This is a genomic window from Arthrobacter psychrolactophilus (assembly GCF_003219795.1).
GTDB classification, from domain to species: Bacteria; Actinomycetota; Actinomycetes; order Actinomycetales; family Micrococcaceae; genus Specibacter; species Specibacter psychrolactophilus.
Map to the genome: position 1 here is coordinate 322,359 of NZ_QJVC01000001.1, position 19,666 is coordinate 342,024.

At 63.4% G+C, this 19,666-nt stretch carries 19 protein-coding genes; 12 read left to right on the plus strand and 7 right to left on the minus strand.

The window, feature by feature from the left end; genetic code table 11:
• The first annotated feature begins 2 nt into the window (after positions 1–2).
• Together CVS30_RS01495 and menD are read left to right on the plus strand one after the other, a co-directional pair.
• A complete protein-coding gene (locus CVS30_RS01495) occupies positions 3–1,040 on the plus strand; it encodes an o-succinylbenzoate synthase (protein WP_110483545.1) in 1,038 nt (345 codons plus the stop codon).
• 27 nt (positions 1,041–1,067) lie between these two features.
• Positions 1,068–2,798: a 2-succinyl-5-enolpyruvyl-6-hydroxy-3-cyclohexene-1-carboxylic-acid synthase gene (gene menD, locus CVS30_RS01500; protein WP_110483546.1), complete on the plus strand. Its 1,731-nt coding sequence runs from the start codon at positions 1,068–1,070 to the stop codon at positions 2,796–2,798.
• Between the two features lie 50 nt (positions 2,799–2,848).
• Here menD and CVS30_RS01505 read toward each other — a convergent pair whose 3' ends face one another.
• The 4 genes from CVS30_RS01505 to CVS30_RS01520 form a co-directional block, all read right to left on the minus strand.
• Positions 2,849–3,619, minus strand: coding sequence for an amino acid ABC transporter ATP-binding protein (locus CVS30_RS01505; RefSeq protein WP_110483547.1), 771 nt, complete (start codon positions 3,617–3,619; stop codon positions 2,849–2,851).
• Positions 3,619–4,590: an amino acid ABC transporter permease gene (locus CVS30_RS01510; RefSeq protein WP_245934377.1), complete on the minus strand. Its 972-nt coding sequence runs from the start codon at positions 4,588–4,590 to the stop codon at positions 3,619–3,621. Before CVS30_RS01510 ends, CVS30_RS01505 begins: the two co-directional genes overlap by 1 nt.
• A gap of 4 nt (positions 4,591–4,594) precedes the next feature.
• Complete coding sequence (locus CVS30_RS01515) at positions 4,595–5,530, minus strand: ABC transporter substrate-binding protein (RefSeq protein ID WP_110483548.1); 936 nt, start codon at positions 5,528–5,530, stop codon at positions 4,595–4,597.
• Between the two features lie 179 nt (positions 5,531–5,709).
• Positions 5,710–7,056: an isochorismate synthase gene (locus CVS30_RS01520; protein ID WP_110483549.1), complete on the minus strand. Its 1,347-nt coding sequence runs from the start codon at positions 7,054–7,056 to the stop codon at positions 5,710–5,712.
• A 125-nt stretch (positions 7,057–7,181) separates the two neighbouring features.
• Between CVS30_RS01520 and CVS30_RS01525 the strand changes: the two genes are divergently transcribed.
• Genes CVS30_RS01525 through CVS30_RS01535 form a run of 3 tightly spaced genes read left to right on the plus strand, consistent with a single transcriptional unit; the run spans position 7,182 to position 10,363 of the window.
• Entirely contained in the window at positions 7,182–7,907 is a 726-nt protein-coding gene (locus tag CVS30_RS01525; RefSeq protein ID WP_110483550.1) for a demethylmenaquinone methyltransferase, read from the plus strand.
• A gap of 33 nt (positions 7,908–7,940) precedes the next feature.
• Positions 7,941–9,263 carry a geranylgeranyl reductase family protein gene (locus tag CVS30_RS01530; protein ID WP_110483551.1) on the plus strand — a complete coding sequence of 441 codons (1,323 nt, stop codon included), beginning with the start codon at positions 7,941–7,943 and terminating at the stop codon, positions 9,261–9,263.
• Positions 9,260–10,363 carry a polyprenyl synthetase family protein gene (locus tag CVS30_RS01535; protein ID WP_110483552.1) on the plus strand — a complete coding sequence of 368 codons (1,104 nt, stop codon included), beginning with the start codon at positions 9,260–9,262 and terminating at the stop codon, positions 10,361–10,363. The genes CVS30_RS01530 and CVS30_RS01535 overlap by 4 nt, the downstream gene beginning before the upstream one ends.
• Here the strand turns inward: CVS30_RS01535 and CVS30_RS01540 are convergent.
• The 3 genes from CVS30_RS01540 to CVS30_RS01550 form a co-directional block, all read right to left on the minus strand.
• Complete coding sequence (locus tag CVS30_RS01540; protein WP_146233285.1) at positions 10,360–10,956, minus strand: hypothetical protein; 597 nt, start codon at positions 10,954–10,956, stop codon at positions 10,360–10,362. The two genes, CVS30_RS01535 and CVS30_RS01540, sit on opposite strands and share 4 nt — an antisense overlap.
• 64 nt (positions 10,957–11,020) lie before the next feature.
• Positions 11,021–11,440: a hypothetical protein gene (locus CVS30_RS01545; protein WP_110483554.1), complete on the minus strand. Its 420-nt coding sequence runs from the start codon at positions 11,438–11,440 to the stop codon at positions 11,021–11,023.
• Between the two features lie 43 nt (positions 11,441–11,483).
• Positions 11,484–12,128, minus strand: a complete 645-nt coding sequence (locus CVS30_RS01550) for a trimeric intracellular cation channel family protein (protein WP_110483555.1) — start codon at positions 12,126–12,128, stop codon at positions 11,484–11,486.
• Between the two features lie 145 nt (positions 12,129–12,273).
• Here CVS30_RS01550 and CVS30_RS01555 point away from each other — a divergent pair, with 145 nt between their 5' ends.
• From CVS30_RS01555 to CVS30_RS01585, 7 genes are all read left to right on the plus strand, one after another.
• Positions 12,274–12,987, plus strand: coding sequence for a sirohydrochlorin chelatase (locus tag CVS30_RS01555; RefSeq protein WP_245934378.1), 714 nt, complete (start codon positions 12,274–12,276; stop codon positions 12,985–12,987).
• 21 nt (positions 12,988–13,008) lie between these two features.
• On the plus strand, positions 13,009–14,070 hold the full coding sequence (locus CVS30_RS01560) for a thioredoxin domain-containing protein (protein ID WP_110483556.1): 1,062 nt from the start codon (positions 13,009–13,011) through the stop codon (positions 14,068–14,070).
• 137 nt (positions 14,071–14,207) lie between these two features.
• Positions 14,208–15,977, plus strand: coding sequence for a nitrite/sulfite reductase (locus CVS30_RS01565; protein ID WP_110483557.1), 1,770 nt, complete (start codon positions 14,208–14,210; stop codon positions 15,975–15,977).
• Positions 15,974–16,687 carry a phosphoadenylyl-sulfate reductase gene (locus tag CVS30_RS01570; protein ID WP_110483558.1) on the plus strand — a complete coding sequence of 238 codons (714 nt, stop codon included), beginning with the start codon at positions 15,974–15,976 and terminating at the stop codon, positions 16,685–16,687. The genes CVS30_RS01565 and CVS30_RS01570 overlap by 4 nt, the downstream gene beginning before the upstream one ends.
• Positions 16,684–17,628 carry a sulfate adenylyltransferase subunit CysD gene (cysD, locus tag CVS30_RS01575; RefSeq protein WP_110483559.1) on the plus strand — a complete coding sequence of 315 codons (945 nt, stop codon included), beginning with the start codon at positions 16,684–16,686 and terminating at the stop codon, positions 17,626–17,628. The genes CVS30_RS01570 and cysD overlap by 4 nt, the downstream gene beginning before the upstream one ends.
• Complete coding sequence (locus tag CVS30_RS01580) at positions 17,628–18,998, plus strand: sulfate adenylyltransferase subunit 1 (protein WP_110483560.1); 1,371 nt, start codon at positions 17,628–17,630, stop codon at positions 18,996–18,998. The genes cysD and CVS30_RS01580 overlap by 1 nt, the downstream gene beginning before the upstream one ends.
• A gap of 178 nt (positions 18,999–19,176) precedes the next feature.
• Positions 19,177–19,617, plus strand: a complete 441-nt coding sequence (locus tag CVS30_RS01585; RefSeq protein ID WP_110483561.1) for a VOC family protein — start codon at positions 19,177–19,179, stop codon at positions 19,615–19,617.
• Positions 19,618–19,666 lie beyond the last annotated feature (49 nt).

Consider the following 19,666-nt stretch of genomic DNA (forward strand, 5'->3'; position numbering starts at 1 on the left):
GCATGGTTGCTCTTCCAACGCTTGAGACCTTGATCGCCTCCGCCCACGTGGTGTCCCTGCCGATGCGGGTCAAATTCCGGGGTGTCGTGAGCCGGGAGGTGATGGTTTTTGCAGGCCCCGCCGGGTGGAGTGAGTTTTCTCCTTTTGTGGAGTACGACGACGAGGAATCCTCGCGCTGGTTAGCGTCGGCTATCGAGGCTGGCTGGGTGGGATACCCCGCCGCTGTGCGTTCCACCATTCCCGTCAACGCGACTGTCCCGGCGGTATCTGCCGCCGAGGTGCCCGATGTTTTAGCCTCCTTTGATGCGGTGCACACCGTGAAAATCAAGGTGGCCGAGGCCGGTCAATCGCTGGCCGAGGACGCCGCCCGCGTGGGGGCCGTGCGGCATGTACTGCCCGAGGCGAAGATCCGTATCGATGCCAACGGCGGCTGGAGCGTGCCGCAGGCCGTCACGGCGCTGCGCATGCTCAATGTCTTTGGGCTGGAATATGCCGAACAGCCCGTGGCGAGCATTGCCGAGCTCGCGGCGGTGCGGGCGGCGCTGCAGGGCTCCGTGCTCATCGCGGCCGATGAAAGCGTCCGCAAGGCCACTGACCCCCTCGCCGTGGCCCGCGCGGGAGCCGCCGATCTGATCATCGTCAAGGCCGCGCCGCTCGGGGGAGTCCGGCGGGCACTGGAGATTGTCGCCGAGGCTGGACTTCCCGCCGTCGTGAGTTCCGCCCTGGATTCCTCGGTGGGCATCCGCACGGGGCTGGGCCTGGCCGCCGCGCTGCCGGAGCTGCCGTACGCCTGCGGGCTCGGCACGGTCTCGCTCATGGCCGGCGATGTCGCGTCCCCGAGCCTCGTGGCCGTGGGTGGGGGCATGGAGCTGCGCGAGGTGGTGGGCGATCCGGAACTGCTGGAACGCTTCGCCGCCCCGGCCGAACGCCAGCAGTGGTGGCTCGAGCGGCTCCGGCGCTGCCACGCCCTCCTCGCCACCCCTAACCCTGCGCCACCCAGCGAAAACGGCGGGAGCGGCGCGGGTGCGCGGGGTCGATAGAGTAGATGCGTGACTTTACTTAGCTCCATGGATGCCGCCCGATACGCCCTCGACGCCCTCGAACACGCAGGGCTCGCCCATGTTGTCGTGGCGCCCGGCTCCCGCAGCGCCCCGCTCGTGTACGCCCTGGCCGAGGCGGAGGCCGACGCCCGGATCACCACGCATGTGCGCGTGGACGAACGCGTGGCCGGCTTTACAGCGCTCGGCCTGGCCCTGGGCTCGGGCCTTCCCGCCGCGGTCGTGACCACCTCCGGCACGGCCGTGGGGAATCTCCTGCCGGCCGTCATGGAGGCCAATCACAGCGGCACGCCCCTGCTGGTGCTGTCCGCGGACCGCCCCGAGGAGTTGCGCGGCACGGGCGCCAATCAGACCACGCAACAGCTGGATCTCTTCGGCGAGCACGTGCGATTTGCCACGGACGTCCCCGCCGGCGAGGATCCCCGCGGCGCCATTTCCACGGCCCTCAACGCTGCCATGGGTCGACTCGAGGGCATCCCGGCCGGCCCCGTGCAGGTCAATCTGGCGTTCCGCGACCCCCTGACGCCCGCCCTCGACGGCTCCGAGTGGGAACGCCTCCTGCCGCAGATCGAGGCTCCCGCGTCGTTAATGGTCGACGCCGGAACCCCCCTCGGCGACACCGCCACCCCCGCCGCGTCCCCCAGCTCCGCGACGGACGCCACGGTGGTGCTGCCCGCGAGCAGCCACCGCACCGTTGTGGTGGCAGGGCACGGCGCGGGCCCCGAGGCAGAATACTTTGCCCGGCTCCTCGGCCTGCCATTGCTGGCCGAGCCATCCTCCAACGCCCGCTTCGGCCCGAATGCGATTGGCCCGTACCGCCTGCTCGTGGAGCGGTTCGGTCCCGAGAGCGCCCAGCCCATCGAACGCGTCGTGCTCTTCGGCCGGCCCACGCTCTCGCGCCAGATCAGTAAGCTCCTGGCCGACACGACGCTCGAACGCGCACTGTTCCTGCCCGCACCGGTGTCGTGGTTTGAGCCCGGCCACCGCACGGAATTGATCCTGACGCAATGGGATCAGCTCGTGGGCTTTGCCGGGACGGGCCCCGAGGGGTGGCTGGAAGCATGGCAGGCAGCCGCCGCGTCGGCCGAGTCGTCGCTGGCCGCCGTCATCGCGGAGCAGGCGCCTCCGAGCGGTGCGGGCCTGAGCGGCATCGAGGTGGCCCGCTCGGTGTGGGCGCGGGCGCAGCAGGACGCCGGCAGCAATCTCATGCTCGGCTCCTCCAACCCGGTCCGCGACGTCGACCTGGCGGGCACCCCCACGGCGGCCAGCAATGTCACGAGCTTCGCCAATCGCGGGCTGGCGGGCATCGATGGCACGATCGCCACGGCGAGCGGTATCTCCCTGGCCACGGGTGCGCCAACGCGCGTGCTCCTGGGCGATGTGACCTTCCTGCACGATTCCGGAGCCCTCAACATTGGCCCGCTCGAACGCCAACCTCAGCTGCAGATCATCGTGCTCAACGACGGTGGCGGCGGCATCTTCTCCGTCTTGGAGCACGGAACACTAGCGAAGGCTGCGAACTATACGGCCGCCGTCGAACGTTTCTTTGGCACCCCGCACACCGTCAAGCTGGCGGCATTGGCGGCCGCCTACGGCTGGGACCATGTCCTGGTCAGTACGACGGCGGAACTCACCTCCGCGCTGGCCTCACCGGTGCGGGGGCGCAGCGTGATCGAAGTGCGCGCGAGCCGTGAGGGACTGCGCGAACTCCACCTGAGTATCGCGGCGGCACTTAAATAACTAACCCGGGCCCTTGCGGACCCGGGTTAGTTGCGAAAGCCTGAAGCGCGCTAGAGGACGCGGCTGAGGAACTCCTTGGTGCGGTGGTGTTGCGGGTTGGAGATGATCTCGCGCGGGGGACCGCTTTCCACGACGACACCGCCATCCATGAACGTCAAGGTGTCGCCAACCTCGCGGGCAAAGCCAATCTCGTGGGTCACCACGATCATGGTCATGCCCGACTTGGCCAGGTTCTTCATGACCTCCAGGACGTCGCCCACGAGTTCGGGGTCAAGGGCGGAGGTGGGCTCATCGAAGAGCATCAACTCCGGTTCCATGGCCAAGGCTCGCGCAATGGCGACGCGCTGCTGCTGACCGCCGGAGAGCTGTGATGGGTAGAAGTCGGCGCGATCGGACAGGCCCACCATTTCCAACAGCTCGAGAGCTTTCAGCTTCGCGGCCGCCTTGGATTGGCGCTTGACCTGTGTGGGTGCCTCGATGACGTTTTGCAGCGCCGTCTTGTGCGGGAACAGGTTAAAGCGCTGGAACACCATGCCGATTTCGCGACGCTGGGCCGCGATGGACTTTGTGTTGAGATCGTGCAGCTTGCCGTTGACCTCTTTGAAACCAATGAGGTCGTCGTGGACGTAAATCCGGCCGGCGCTGATGGTTTCCAGCAGGTTGATGCAGCGCAGGAGCGTCGACTTACCGGAACCCGAGGGGCCGATGATGACGGAGACCTCTCCCGGCTTGACGGTCATGTCGATGCCCTTGAGCACGTGGTGGTCACCAAAGAACTTATGAACGCCCTGAATCGTGACGAGTGGCTTGTCTTCAGTCATTACTTGCCACCTTCTGTGGTTCCGTTGGTGGTGTTCATGGGGTGCGCGTGTGCGGCAGCCGCGACCTCAGTGGCCTTGACGGGTGCCTTCATGACGTTGTCAACGCCCTTGCCGTAGTGCTTTTCAATGAAGTACTGGCCCACCATCAAAACGGAGGTGATGACCAGGTACCAAATAGCGGCAACGATCAATAAGGGGATCGGCAGGTACGTCCGGTTCGCTAGGGTGTTGCTGACGAACGTCAGATCCAAGGTGAACGGGATAGCCAACACCAAGGAGGTGGTCTTGAGCATGCCGATGGTTTCATTGCCCGTGGGCGGGATGATGACGCGCATGGCCTGCGGCAAAATGATCCGCCACATGACCTTTGAACGACGCATACCCAGGGCCTCGGCGGCTTCCATCTGGCCGTTGTCGACAGACTTCAGGCCGGCGCGGAAGATCTCCGCCAGGTAAGCGGACTCGTTTAAACCAAGACCCACAATGGCGCCAAAGGTTGCCGTGATGAGGGTGGAGGTGTCAAAGGAGAACCACTCCGGACCGAACGGAACCCCGAGGATGATCTTGGGGTACAGGGTTGAGACCAGACCCCAGAAGACCAACTGGGTGTAAACCGGGGTGCCGCGGAAGAACCATACCCAAACCCAGGAAACATACCTGAACAAGGGATTGTCCGATTGCCGCATGAACGCCAAAACGATGGCCAAGACAATCGCGATGATCATCGAGGTGGCTGTCAGGATCAACGTCCAGCCAATGCCATTGATGATCAATACATCGAAGAGATACGTGCGGACAATGTCCCAGCGGAAGCGGGTGTTTGTCACCAAGCTTTGAATCATTAATGCCACCGCGATCAGAATGATCGCGGCGCCTATCCAGCGCCCGGGATGACGGACGGGAACTGCGTTAATCAGTTCCACGCCGTCATGCCGGGCGGAGGCAGGAGCCTTAAGAGATGAACGGTTCAAGGTATTAACCGACCGTCGGGTTCAGAACAGCCTTGGTGACGCCACCGCTGGAGTTGTTCCAGTTGTCGAGGATCTTCTTGTAGGTGCCATCTTCGATGAGCTTGTTCATGACCTTTTCGATGACCTGAGCGAAGGCGACGTCATCCTTGGCAATGGCGATGCCCTGCTCGGCAGCGTCGTAGGTCTCGCCCAGGGTTTCCAGCTGATCGTTGGTCTTAGCCAGCGCGTTGTTGATGATGGGGGTGTCGGCGCTCATGGCGTCGATCGTGCCACCGACAAGGCGGGTGGTGACATCGGTCTGGTTCTCAAGAGAAATCACGTCGATGGGGGGCTTGCCGTCGGCAACACACTTGGCCGAACGATCCTTCACATCGGGATCTTCCTCGACGGTTCCGGTCTGCACGCCCACCTTCTTGCCACAGATGTCATCGAGGCTGAAGTTGTTCGGGTTGCCCTTCTGGACGGCCCACAGGATGCCGGCGTTGAAGTAGCTCACGAAGTTCACGGCCTTCGAACGCTCCGGGTTGATCGTGAAGGAGGAGATACCCAGATCGTATTTGGCGCCAAGGCTCGGCAGGATCGAGGCAAACTTTGCGGTCTGCACATCGGCGGTCTTGCCGAGCGTGGCGGCAATGGCCTTAGCCAGGTCCACGTCGTAGCCGATAGGGGTCTGGCCGTCCTTATCCAGGAACTCGGCCGGCTCGTATGAGGTGTCGGAACCAATGGACAGGCTTGGCTTGTCCTTGAGAGCTGCCGGAAGCAGGGCAATCAGCGCATCGTCCTTGGAAACCGTGGTGGGGTCAAACGTCACAGGCGCCGCGGCGCCGCCACTTGTGTCGGTGCCACCGTCCTGGGATGCAGTGGTGCAGCCTGTCAGAGCCAAAGCTGCGGCGGCGGCAACGGCGGCCAAGCGAATGGTCAGCCTCGATGAGATTTGCATGGTTATCCCTTTGTTTCTTGGAGCGCTTGATTCATGGGGCACTGTCTATAAACAACTAGTGTATATGGCTGTGATTTGCATCACGGTAAACTACATTTGACTATTGAACAACTTATTGGCCGCCTAGGCAAGGGATGCGCGGAGGAAGCTGTCCGGGATTCCGGACGATCCGAGGCGGTTTAGGGGCGATGTGCGAGGTTCAAAGCCTGCAGCATGGGACGGAACTTAGCCCACGTTTCGGCCAGCTCGGCGGCCGGATCAGAGGCCTGAACAATCCCGGCGCCAGCGTATAGGCGGACGTGGTGGGCATCCTCGAGCACGGCGCCGCGCAGCGCAATGCCCCACTCGCCATTACCGGCACCATCGAGCCAGCCAACGGGCCCGGCGTACGGTCCGCGGTCCATCTGTTCCAGTTCAAGGATGAGTTCGCCAGCATCCTCGCGGGGTGTCCCGCACACGGCCGCAGTGGGGTGCAGGGCCTCAACAAGCGCCAAAGACGTGGGGAGATGGCCGTTGGAGCTCGCCAATTGGGCGGTCACGTCCGAGGCCAGATGCCATACATTGGGCAGCTCGAGGATGAACGGTTCGGCCGGAAAGGAAAGGTCCGTGGCAAAGGGTGCGAGCTGCCGTGTCAGGGACCGCACGGCAAAGTCGTGCTCCTGACGTTGCTTGGCCGAGCCACCCAAAACGGTGGCGGCAAAGCCCGTGGATCCAGCGGGTTCGTCCTCGCGGTCCAGGGTTCCGGCCAGCACGCGGGCCTGCGCCGTGGCGCCGTCGACCTTGATCAAGATTTCTGGGGTGGCCCCGACGAGGCCGCGGACCGCGTAGGTCCAGCATTCGTCGTAAAGGGTGACCAATCGTTGCAGAATTGAGACGCGCTGCACGGGTTCCTGCAGTGTTGCGAGCACATCGCGAGCCAGCACCACCTTTTCCAGGCCTCCGCGCACAATCGCCTCGACGCCAGCGGCGACAGTGTCTTTCCACTGTTTTTCGGTGAGGGCACCGGAACTCACGCTGCCCTCGGAGGGGGCGTCCGACGTCGAGCCTTCCGGGGCAGAAGGAGTTGGTGCCAGGCCGCGCAAGAGTTCCAGTGCGGATTCTCGCGTGGGGGAGGAACCGTCGATCGTGAGCTGGGTGAGCCAGACCGTGCCGCCCGCGAAGCCCACCACCAGGGCGGGGACAATCAGCAGCGACTCGTAGCGACTTGTTTTGGAAAACGCGAAGGAGCCAAAGGCCATGGCGCCGGTTCCGGGAATGCGCACGGAATCCTCGACGGTGGCGGAGGCCAGCAGCTCCTTCCACCACTGTTCGGCGTCGGAGAAGCGATCCGGGCCGGAGCCGGAGAAGGAGGCGATCTCGCCAAACCCCAGCAAGCCCTCGCCACGGCGCAGCCACGTTAGGGGATCCACGTCGGAATTCTTGCTCAGAAAGCTGGTGGCGCCCGTGATGCCGAGTTCACTCAGCGTGGCCGGGTCAAGGGCCGTGGTCAGGGTGCGTAGCGGATGGGTGCCCAAGGAAGCAGTCATGATGAGTCAAGATTACTCGCCCGGGGCGCAAAGCGATGAGCCGGGTGAGTTCGGCCCCGGTGTGATGTGCCACAGGAGGGAGTTCGTAATGCGCGAAGCGAGGCAAAGTTTGAGACACTAAAGAGGTGAATCGTGCATCCTTGGATAAACGTCCGGAAGAAATGGCAGCCATGTTTGACGACGTGGCCCCCAACTACGACCTCGTCAATGACATTTTGTCCTTGGGGCAGACACGTCGCTGGCGCCGCATCGTGGTGGACGCGGTCGGCGCAGAACCGGGCCAGCGCGTCTTGGATCTGGCCGCCGGGACGGGAACCTCCAGCGAGCCGTACGCGGATGCCGGCGTGCACGTTGTGGCCTGCGACTTCTCCGTCGGCATGCTCAAGGTTGGCAAACGCCGCCGCCCCGACATTGACTTTGTCGCCGGCGACGCCACGAATTTGCCCTTCGCCGATGACTCCTTTGACGCCTCCACGATCTCCTTCGGGCTGCGCAATGTCGTGGATCCGCAGAAGGCCCTGCGCGAGATGCTGCGCGTGACCAAGCCCGGCGGCAAGCTCGTCGTGGCGGAGTTCTCGCACCCGAGTTTTTCCCCGTTCCGCACCGTCTATAGCGAATATCTCATGCGGGCCTTGCCGCCCATCGCGAAGAAGGTCGCCTCTAATCCGGCCGCGTATGTGTACCTGGCAGAGTCGATCCGGGCCTGGCCCAATCAGGAAAAGCTCTCCGGATGGCTCAATGAGGCCGGCTGGGAAGCTGTGCAGTACCGAAATTTGAGCGGCGGCATTGTGGCTGTGCACCGCGCCACGAAGCCCCGCACCGCGGCCGCCCCCACCGTCGCCGCTGACTAATAAACCCGTTGACTTAAAGGAACCCCACTCACCGTGAAGGTACTTGTTGTAGGTGCCGGCCCCGCCGGATCCACCGCGGCCTATCACCTGGCATCCGCCGGGTTAGAGGTCACCGTGTTGGAAAAGACCCGTTTCCCGCGCGAAAAAGTCTGCGGTGACGGCCTGACCCCGCGCGCCGTCCGCGAGATGCAGCTCATGGGCCTGCCGCACGACCCCTCCGAGGGCTGGCGCCGCAACAAGGGCCTGCGCCTGATTGCCGGCGGCCGCCAGATTGAGGTGCCCTGGCCAGAGCTGAGCAACTTCCCCAATTACGGGCTGATCCGGACACGCCTGGGCTTTGATGAGTCGCTCGCCGCGCACGCGCGCTCCGCCGGCGCCGAGATCCTGGAGGGCCACTCGGTCTCTACGGTGTTGACGGACGACGCCGGAACTGTCGTTGGTGCCAGGGCGTCACTTTTGGACGACTCGGGTCGCAAGACGGGCGAAAGCAAGGACTTCTTTGCCGATATTGTCCTAGCCGCCGATGGTAATTCCACCCGTACGGCCGTTTCGCGGGGCTTCGCCAAACGCGATGACCGCCCCATGGGTGTTGCTTACCGTACCTACTTCACCTCGCCGCGGCACGACGAGGAATGGATGGAAGGGTGGCTGGAGCTCTCCTCACCCGACGGCAAGACGCTGCCCGGCTACGGCTGGGTCTTTGGTGTTGGTGACGGCACGGCCAACGTGGGCCTGGGGATCCTGAACTCCTCCAAGGAATTTGGCAAGCTCGACTACCGTCAGGTGCTGCGCGATTGGACGGCCGGCATGCCCGCCGAGTGGGGCTTCACCCCTGAAAATCAGGTGGGCCCCATTCGTGGCGCCGCACTGCCCATGGGCTTCAACCGCACCCCGCACTACTCGGATGGGCTGATGTTGCTGGGCGATTCCGGTGGTATGGTGAGCCCCTTCAACGGCGAGGGCATTTCCTATGCCATGGAATCGGGCCGGTACGCGGCAGATTTCATCGTCCGTGCGGCCGGCACCAATTCGGCCCTGGCCGCCAACCATGCGCTCTCGGGATACTCCGACTTCATCAAGGATCAGTGGGGGAGTCACTTTACCCTCGGGCGGGCCTTTGCCTCCTTGATTGGCAATCCCGGAATCATGAAACTGGCGCTGCGCACCGGGATGCCGCTGCCGCTGCTGATGCGTTTCGTGGTTCGCCTCATGGCTAATCTCACGGACACGAGCGAACGTGGTTTTGAGGATAGAGTGATTCATCTACTGGAAAAGTTGGTTCCGGCCACCAGTAACCAGCAGGCTCCTCGAACGTCCAAGCAAGAATCCCTACCAATAGTTAGTGTTAAGCAGTGACTACTTCCGCGAACCATAGCTGGACCCCTGCAGGTCAAGGGCGCCCCGAACAGCACGATCCGAACCCCAGCACCATGGCTATTGCCACGGGGCTGCAACTGCCGGCCGGTTTCTCCGCCGTCGCAGAGGACGCCGATCTGGGCCCTTCCATTTCTTTGGGGATGGCAAAAGTGGAGAAGGTGCTGCGGGAAGCTATTGCGCATTCCGATCCGCTGGCGGATGCCACGAGTCGCCACCTGGTCGAGGCTGGCGGCAAGCGTATTCGCCCCCTGCTGGCGCTTCTTGCCGCCCACTTGGGGGATCCGGAGCGTAAAGAGGTTGTGCAGGCCGCCGTCGTTGTTGAGCTGACGCACCTGGCCACGCTGTACCACGACGATGTCATGGACTCGGCGCCGTTCCGTCGCGGAGCTCCCACGGCGCACGAGGTGTGGGGCAATACCGTCGCCATTTTGACCGGTGACTTGATCTTCGCGCGAGCCTCGATTTTGGTTTCCCAGTTGGGCGGCCGGGCCCTGGAAATTCAGGCCCGCACCTTCGAGCGCCTGTGCCTGGGCCAGTTGCACGAGACCGTTGGTCCGCGCGAAGACGAAGACCCCGTCGAGCATTACCTCTCGGTCATCGCCGATAAGACGGCATCGCTCGTGGCCGCCTCCGGCCAGCTGGGTGCGATCTTTGCCGGTGTGCCCGAGGAACTGCAAAACGTCATGCTGGAATACGGCGAGAAGGTGGGTGTTGCCTTCCAGCTGGCCGACGACGTCATTGACGTCACGGGCATGAAGAAGGTCTCGGGTAAGTCGCCCGGAACGGATCTGCGCGAGGGCATTCCCACCCTGCCGGTCCTGCTGCTGCGTAAGGCTGCTGCCGCCGGTGACGCCGATGCCAGCGCTGTCTTGGCACTGGTTGACGGCGATCTTTCCAGCGACGAGGCCCTGGCCGAGGCTGTTGCGGCGCTGCGCGAGCACCCCGTCACGGTGGAATCCTGGGCCGTGGCGCGGGAATGGTCGGACTCGGCCATCACCGCCTTGGCCCCCATGCCCGAGGGCATCGTCAAGAGCGCGCTCATGAGCTTTGCCGAAGCCGTGGTCTCCCGCGACGTTTAGCTCTTGGCTCCCATCCGTGGGAGGTTGAAGGGGCTGGTGCCTTCTTCGCTGTCGTTCCAGTGTGTGGGGGCACCACGACGGCGGATCTCGGCTTCGGAAGCGGTGGCCAGTCCGGCGTCATCAACCGTAAGTAACATGCCGCTGTGCTGGAGATTAAAGAAACGGATGGCGATCCGCCGCCCGTTCACCTGCCATACGCACGCCTGAATCAAGGGGTCGTGCCACGGGTTGCGGCCCTCGCCGTAACGTGTGGTGAAGCGCTGCCGGAAGTCCTCAAAGCCCTGCCGGGTGGCGGGGTTGTCCGTGTTCATATCGGTGTAGAGCTGCAGGCTGATCCCGAGAAAACGGCCGTTGAAGGTGTTCCAGGACGAGGAAATTTCGCCCGGCTGTTGTGTGCTCAAGGAGTAGTGAGCCAGCGCCGAGGCCGGCTCGGCGTCATCCCAGCTGGCGCCCGAGACAAAGTTCAGGCGTTGGAAGAGGGCTTTTCGTTCGGCGTCCGAACGAGGCCAGATACCCTCGACAAGTTTTTCAACCAGACCTACAATCACGGCCGGGTCCGGAGTTAATGCGCTTGTTGGCTCGTGTGCATCCATAACGCAACGCTACCGCCAGCGCTAGGATATTCCCAGAGCTGGCGGGTGTTGACTTAGGCGCTTTTTAGTCTTCTTCGGTGAAGACCCATTCGAGCATGTCAAAGACAAACTCGCTAAAGGTTCCTTCTTCGTTGATCCACTCGCCCGTGGCGTTGTTGCGGCGCCAGACGATGGGGTCCGGGACCTCGGCCTGATCGGCCAGCATGCCCCAGGTGTAGGCCTCATCCTCGTCCTCAAGGAACAGCAGGTAGCCGTCTTCGATTTCGAGTTCTTCCGGATCCCAGAAGTAGTAGTAGGCTTCCATGATTTCTTCGTTGTTACCCACGGCGTGCAGGAATTCACGCAAGGCCAGGGGAACCGTGATCTGCAATTCGCTAAAGACGTTGTCCAGGTCAGCCCATTCGATCCCGTCGGCTTTCTGCCACGGTTCCTCCAGGTACTGGGGTACGAGGCCGCGGAACTTCTCTACGAACATGTCAGACATTCAAATCTCCAAAGAATTGGCGTGTACTTCTCTGCCCTCAAGTCTAGCCGCGGCCAGCCTTGCGTGGTGTCCAGCTGCGGGCCGCGAGAGGAGCATGCCAGCCATAGCGCAGGCTGAGGATCCGGAGCAGGAACACCACCGCCGCGGCGGCACCTCCTGTGAACAGATTCAACCAGCCCAACTGCCACAAACCACTCGCTAGAGCCGCGCCAATAAAGGCCGGGATGGCGTAAAGATCCTTCGGATCAAAGACGCTGGGCACCTCATTGGCCGTTATGTCACGGAGGATGCCGCCGCCCACAGCCGTGGTGACGCCTAGGAGAATCCCGGCGCCGGGGTTCATTCCCGCATCAAGTGCCTTGAGCGTTCCTGTGACACAAAACAAAGCCAGCCCACCGGCGTCGAACATTAAAAGCAGCCGACCGCTGCGCCGGACATTTTTCAGCGTGAAGTACACCAGCGCGGAAGCTACGAGGGCCGGCACGAGGTAGATGGGGTTGCTGAAGGCCGCCGGCGGGCCCTGATTTAAGATGACATCGCGCACCACGCCCCCGCCAAGACCTGCCATGGAACCGAGCAAGACCGAGCCAATCAAGTCAAAACCCTTGCGGGCGGCGAGCAAGCTGCCGGAGACGGCAAAAAAGAACACGCCTACGAGGTCAAGCAGGAGTGAGATGTCAAGGCTCATAAACGCCTTCTTTGGCTCGGACTGGCAACTGTGAGGGAGGGCGCTGCCAGCGTACTGGCAGGAAAGGTGGGAGGCAAGAGTTCTGTGGCCGTGGCCCGGTACCGTAGATTGGCAGCAGAAAATATCGCGGAGAGGACATTGACTCATGAGTCAAGAGACCGTCATGATTGCCTGCGCCCATGGCACCAACGATGCCGTCGGACAGCAACGAATCAACCAGCTCAGGGACGAGATCGCCGTGCTGCGCCCGGGGCTGAGAGTGCTGGAAGCATACGTCGATGTGCAGAGCCCGGAACTGCCGCAGGTTGTGGCCGATGTGCCCGCCGATGTGCCGCTCGTCGTGGTGCCGCTCCTGCTGACCGTGGGTTTCCACGTCCAGGTAGATATTGCCCAGGCCGTTGCCGGACGTTCCCATGCGGTGGCGGCCGCACCCCTGGGACCCGATCCGCGGCTGGCGAAGCTTCTGGATGAGCGGCTGGGGGAGCTGCCGAAAGACTGGGGCATCGTGCTGGCCGCGGCAGGGTCATCCCGGCCAGAGGCCGCCGAACAGATCGAGGTGCTGGCCGCCGACCTAGCCGTACGCCGCCCCCAACGAGTCCTTGCAGCGTATGGCGCCAGTGCGCGTCCCTCTGTTCCCGAGGCTGTTGCGCAATTGCGGGCCGAGGGTGCGGCGGGCGTTGCCATTGCCTCCTATCTGCTGGCACCGGGCTATTTTCACGATCAGCTTGCTACCGCGGGAGCCGATCTCGTGGCCGAACCCTTGCTGCCCGCACGGCTCGTGGCCGAACTTGCCCTGGAACACTTTGATCGGGCAATTTCAGCAGCAGCACGCGAGACTGAAAGGATAGCGGAAAGCTAAGAACTCAAGGAAAGGCACATCGTGGGGGAAAATCCACAGCACAATCCAGACAATACGCAGGGGTGGCCGCCCCCAACACCTCCTAGTCACTACGGTCAGCAGCCGTACTCGCCCTTTGCCGCCCCGCAGCTGAAGCCGGAGACCACCAACACCTTGGCCATCGTGTCGTTTGTGTTGGCCTTCTTTGTCAGCATTGCTGCGGTAATTACGGGGCACCTGGCCCTGAGTCAGATCCGTCGCACGGGGGAAAAAGGCCGAGGCTTTGCCCTTGCCGGCGTCATCCTCGGCTACGTTTCGATGGCCACCACGGTAATTGCCGTCATCGTCGCGATCACGTTCTGGGGCGTCATCGGCCCGGCCTTCATGGGCGAGCTGGAGAAACAAGGTACTCCGGTCACCGAGCAAGGCACTGCCTCCGAGACCCTGACGGGCACGGCCGGCATGAACGCTTTTGGCGGCATCACCTTCGGTCCGCAGGGTGCCGTGATTGCCCCCAGCACCCAGGCTGAGGACATGAATTACCCGAGCCTCGAACTGGCGGAAGGCGGGTTAGCGGACCTGGGTATCGCCGCCTCGGCGGATGGTGAAGCCGTGCAGGCCGTTGTGTACCTGGACTTCATGTGCTCACACTGCGCCGACTTTGAAAAGAACAACGGGGCGGCGCTGCGGCAATGGCGCGATCAGGGCAAGGTCACCGTGGAATACCGGCCAGTCGCGTTCCTCAATGACGCCACTGACGGTAGCTATTACTCGTCGTTGTCGGCGGAGGCGGCGGCCTGCGTGGCCGATACCTCACCGGAAAAATTTGAGGCCTTTGCCGCGGAACTCTTCGCCCATCAGCCGGCCATGAATACGGCAGGGCTCGATGACACCGCCCTCGCAGAACTGGCGAGTGGCGTTGGCGCAGAGGACATTACGGATTGCCTGTACGACTGGGACATGACGGATTTCGTGAGTGGATCGACTTACCTCGCCACCAGCTATGAGATCACCTCGGTCCCCGCCGTTTATCTAGACGGACAGAAATGGGACGGCACGGACTTCGCGGCCTTTGGCCAGAAGGTTCTGGACGCTAAGAAGTAGCCGGGCCTACCGGCCCCGGGCGGGGTCCTGCAAGCACAGCGGGGCCCCAAATGGGGTGTATGACGAAATATTGCCCAAGGTGAAGTTGCGTTTCATTTGTTGTTTGTCCGGCAAGGGGTGCAACCTACGCTCGTCATATGACACAGACAGCTCTAGCCGGAGCGAGCGCCTCTGGCACTGCCGCCGCGACAGATTCCGCCGCGACACCTGCCAAGCGAACCGTTCGGGCACGCCCGGCCGCCAAACCCCACGGACAGTGGAAGGTTGATGGCACCGCCCCGTTGAACCCCAACGAGGTGTGGAAGCAGGAAGACGGCGGGCTGAGCGTTCGCGAGCGGATCGAAACCATCTATGCCGATGGCGGTTTCGACAGCATCGAGAAGACCGATCTGCACGGCCGCTTCCGCTGGTGGGGGCTGTACACCCAGCGCAAGCAGGGTATCGACGGCGGTAAGACCGCAACGCTTGAGCCGCATGAGCTCGAGGACAAATACTTTATGCTCCGCGTCCGCATTGACGGCGGCGCCTTGACCACCGAGCAGCTGCGCGTCATTGGGCAGATCTCCACGGAGTTTGGTCGCGACACCGCCGACCTCACCGACCGCCAAAACGTGCAGCTGCACTGGGTGCGGGTTGAGGATGTGCCGGAAATCTGGAGGCGCCTCGAGGCTGCCGGGCTGTCCACCACCGAAGCGTGCGGCGACGTGCCTCGCGTCATTTTGGGTTCTCCCGTGGCGGGCATTGCCAAGGACGAGATCATCGATCCCACGCCCCTGATCCAGGAGGTCAGTGCCCGGTTCATCGGTGATCCCGAGCTGGCCAATCTGCCCCGCAAGTTCAAGACCGCCATCACGGGCCACCCTTCGCAGGACGTGGTCCACGAGATCAATGACTTCGCCCTGGTGGGCGTCATCCACCCCGAACTCGGTGCCGGCTACGACCTCTGGGTGGGTGGCGGACTGTCCACGGCGCCGCGCCTGGCCGAGCGCCTCGGCGTCTTTGTCTCGCCCGAGGTGGCTGCGGAGGTATGGCTCGGTGTCACGAGCATCTTCCGCGACTACGGCTACCGCCGCATGCGCACCAAGGCTCGCCTGAAGTTCCTGCTGGCCGATTGGGGTCCGGTCAAGTTCCGCCAGATCCTGGAGGACGAGTACCTGGGCCACAAGCTGCCCGACGGCGATCCCGCACCCAAGCCCACGTCTCCCGGCGATCACATCGGCGTGCACGAGCAGAAGGACGGCAAGTTCTTCATCGGCGTGACGCCCACCGTGGGACGGGTTTCGGGCACCATCCTGACTGCCGTGGCGGACGCGTTGGAAGCTCATGGCTCCTTCCGGCTGCGCACCACCCCGCACCAGAAGCTCGTCATCCTGGACGTGCCCAAGGAACAAGTGGAACCGCTCATCACGGTGCTAGAGGGCCTGGGTCTCTCAGCCCGCCCCTCGCTGTTCAAACGCTCCACGATCGCCTGCACCGGCATCGAATACTGCAAGCTGGCCATCGTGAACACCAAGGACACCGCGGCTACGGCCATCAGTGAACTGGAAACGCGCCTGGCGGATCTGGTGGACACGAAGGTGCTCACCCAACCGATCGCGCTGAACATCAATGGCTGCCCCAACTCCTGCGCCCGCATTCAGACGGCGGACATTGGCCTCAAGGGCATGATGCTTCCCACGGACGACGGCGGCACCGCCCCCGGCTTCCAGGTTCACTTGGGTGGTGGCTTGGCCACCGACAACCGGGTTGAGGCTGGCCTGGGCCGCACCATCCGCGGCTTGAAGGTCACCGCATCCGAGTTGCCCGACTATGTGGAGCGCGTGGTACGCCAGTACGTTGGCGCCCGCACCGACGGAGAAACCTTTGCCGAGTTTGCCCACCGCGTCGATGAGGAGCTGCTGAAATGACCATCTCAACACTGCGTTCCCACGACGAGCTCAAGGCCATCGCCGAGGCTGGCGCCGCGGAACTGGCCTGGGATGCGTCTGCCGAAGAGGTTATCGCCTGGGTAGTGCGAAACTTTGAAACTGGCGCGTCCGCCGTCGCCTGTTCCATGGCCGATGCCGTGCTGCCGGCCCTCGTGGCCGATCAGCTGCCTGGCGTGGACGTCTTGTTCCTGGATACGGGCTACCACTTCCCGGAAACCTATGCGACGCGTGATGAGGTGGCCGAGAACCTGCGCGTGAACATTGTTGACGTGCTGCCGCGCAACACCGTGGCGCAGCAGGATTCGCTGCTGGGCAAGAACCTGTATGCCAGCGATCCGGCCCAGTGCTGTGCGTTGCGGAAAGTTGAACCGCTGAGCCGTTCCCTCTCCGGATACGAGCTGTGGTTCACGGGTGTGCGCCGCGACGAGGCCCCCACCCGCACCAACACCCCGCTGGTGGTGTGGGATGAGAAGAACGGCCTGGTCAAGGTCAATCCCGTCGCCACGTGGACGTACGAGGAACTCCTGAGCTACTCGGATGACAACCTTCTTCCCGTGAATCCATTGCTCAGCCAGGGCTACCCGTCCATCGGCTGTGCACCCTGCACGAACAAAGTGGCCCCCGGCGCCGATCCTCGGTCCGGACGCTGGGCCGGAACCTCCAAGACAGAATGCGGACTACACGTATGAGCACCCAATTGACAGACACCCCGATTGCGGCTGTCGACATCCCGCTCGAGACCTTGAACTCCCTGGATCTGCTCGAGTCCGAGGCCATCCACATCATCCGTGAGGTGGTGGCCGAATTTGAGCGCCCCGCGCTGCTGTTCTCCGGCGGCAAGGATTCGGTGGTCATGCTGCATTTGGCCACGAAGGCGTTCTGGCCGGGCAAGGTTCCCTTCCCCGTCTTGCACGTCGACACTGGCCACAACTTCCCCGAGGTCATCGACTTCCGCGACCGCACCGTAGAGCGGCTTGGCCTGCGCCTGGAGGTGGGTTCCGTGCAGGACTTCATCGATTCGGGTGAGCTGGCCGAGCGTGCCGACGGCACCCGCAACCCGCTGCAGACCGTGCCGTTGCTGGACGCCATCGCCAAGAACAAGTTCGATGCCGTCTTTGGCGGCGGACGCCGCGACGAAGACAAGGCCCGCGCCAAGGAGCGCATCTTGTCCCTGCGCGACGAGTTTGGCCAGTGGGATCCGCGCAATCAGCGCCCCGAGCTGTGGAATCTGTACAACGGCCGCTACACCGTGGGCCAGCATGTGCGCGCGTTCCCCATCAGCAACTGGACCGAGCTGGACATCTGGCGTTACATCGCCCGCGAAAACATTGAACTGCCGGGCCTGTACTACGCCCACAACCGTGAGGTGTACGAGCGCGACGGCATGTGGCGTGCCGTGGGTCCGGTCTCCGAGCCCCGCCCCGATGAGGAAGTCGTCATCAAGCAGGTTCGCTACCGCACCGTGGGCGACATGTCCTGCACTGGCGCCGTAGCCTCCGACGCGGTCACCGTCCACGACGTGGTCCGCGAAGTTGCCGCCTCCACCCTGACAGAACGTGGCGCCACCCGGGCCGATGATCGCATCTCCGAGGCCGCCATGGAAGACCGCAAGAAAGACGGCTACTTCTAATGAGCACTGTTACCTCCCTCGAGCAGTCAACCCTGTTCCGCTTCGCCACGGCCGGCTCCGTCGACGACGGTAAGTCCACCCTGGTGGGCCGCCTGCTCCACGATTCCAAGGCCATCCTGGCTGACACTCTCGATGCCGTCACCCGCACCTCAGCGGACCGTGGCTTCGGCGGTGAAAACGGCAGTACCCAGAAGATCGACCTGGCGTTGCTGACCGACGGTCTGCGGGCCGAGCGCGAGCAGGGCATCACGATCGACGTGGCCTACCGCTACTTCGCCACGGACCGCCGCAGCTTCATTCTGGCGGATTGCCCCGGGCACATTCAGTACACCAAGAACACGGTGACGGGCGCGTCCACTGCGGATGCCGTCGTCGTACTTATTGACGCTCGCAAGGGGGTCCTAGAGCAGACGCGCCGGCACCTGTCCGTGCTGCGGCTGCTGCGCGTGCCCAACGTGATTGTGGCCGTGAACAAGATCGACCTGGTCGCGTTCAGCGAGGACATTTTCCGCACCATCGAGACGGATGTGAAGGCGGTGGCAGCGAGCATCGGCCTCAACGACGTGGTGGTCATCCCGGTGTCCGCGCTGGAGGGCGACAATGTGGTGGAGCGATCCGCGCACACGCCGTGGTACACGGGCCCGAGCCTGCTGGATCTGCTGGAAACGCTGCCCACCACGGACGAGCTGGAGCGCGGCCTGGAGCCCTTCCGTTTCCCGGTGCAGTTGGTCGTGCGGCCTCAGGGTGCGCTGGCTCCCGAGCTTTTCACCGCGGACGACGGCGGAGCCTCCTTCCGCGATTACCGCGCCTACGCCGGGCAGGTGGCCTCGGGCTCGGTCTCCGTGGGCGACGCGATCACGGTTCTGCCTTCGGGGCGCACCGCGACGATTGCCGGTATCGACTTTGCCGGGCGCTCTCTGGAGCGCGCTGTGGCGCCGCAGTCGGTGTCGCTGCGCCTGAGCGAGGAGATCGATATTGCCCGCGGCGACGTCATCGCCGCCTCGGGCACCTTTGGCGAGGTCAGCCAGGACGTGTACGCGGAGCTGTGCTGGCTCTCGACGAAGCCGCTGCGCGAGGGTTCGAAGGTGCTGATCAAGCACGGCAGCAAGACCGTTCAGGGGCTCATTCGCGCCGTGACGGGCAAGCTGGATCTGGAATCCTTTGCCTACGAGGCGGCGTCCGGGCTGGATCTGAACGACATTGGAACGGCCCAGATCCGTTTGGCGTCGCCCCTGCCGATCGAGACGTATGCGCTGCACCGCCGCACCGGCGCGTTCCTCGTCATCGACCCGCAGGACGGTAATACGCTCGCCGCGGGTCTCGTGAAGGATCACCCCGGCGACCACGAGGACGAGCGCTACACGATTTAGCGCCCTTTCGGCATTCTCGCCATAGCTGGGTATTCTCGCCATAGGTCGGCCTATAGCGAGAATGCCCAGCTATGGCATTTTTCGTAGGTGACCCCATTGACGCGGCGCGCGAGGAACGAAACGATGGAGACATCCGGTAGTTATGACCCGTCAAAGCCCCATTTCAGGAGTCAATGTTATGTCCACGCAGGTATTCATCAACCTACCCACCCGCGATCTTGACCGCTCGAAGGCGTTTTTCGAAGGGATCGGCTGGCAGATTCAGCCGAATTTCACGGATCAAAATGCCGCCTGCGTCCAAATCGATGAGAATGTCTTCCTCATGATCCTCACCTATGATTTCTTCGCCACGTTCACGGACAAACCCATCTCCGATCCCGCCACCTCGCTACAGGTGCAGACGGCCCTGAGCCGTGACAGCCGCGAGGACGTGGACGCGCTCCTGGAGAAGGTGCTGGCCTCAGGTGGCAACGAGCCCCGCCCCGCGCAGGACATGGGCTTCATGTACTCCCGCGACTTCGAGGATCCGGACGGCAACTGGTTCAGCGCTTTGTGGATGGACCCGAAGGCGGCAGAACAGGGCCCGGAGGCGTTCATGGCCGAGCAGGCCGAGGGCTAGGCCGGCCACGTCCAGAAGACGCGCCCGCCCCCCCCCTCAAAAGGGGACG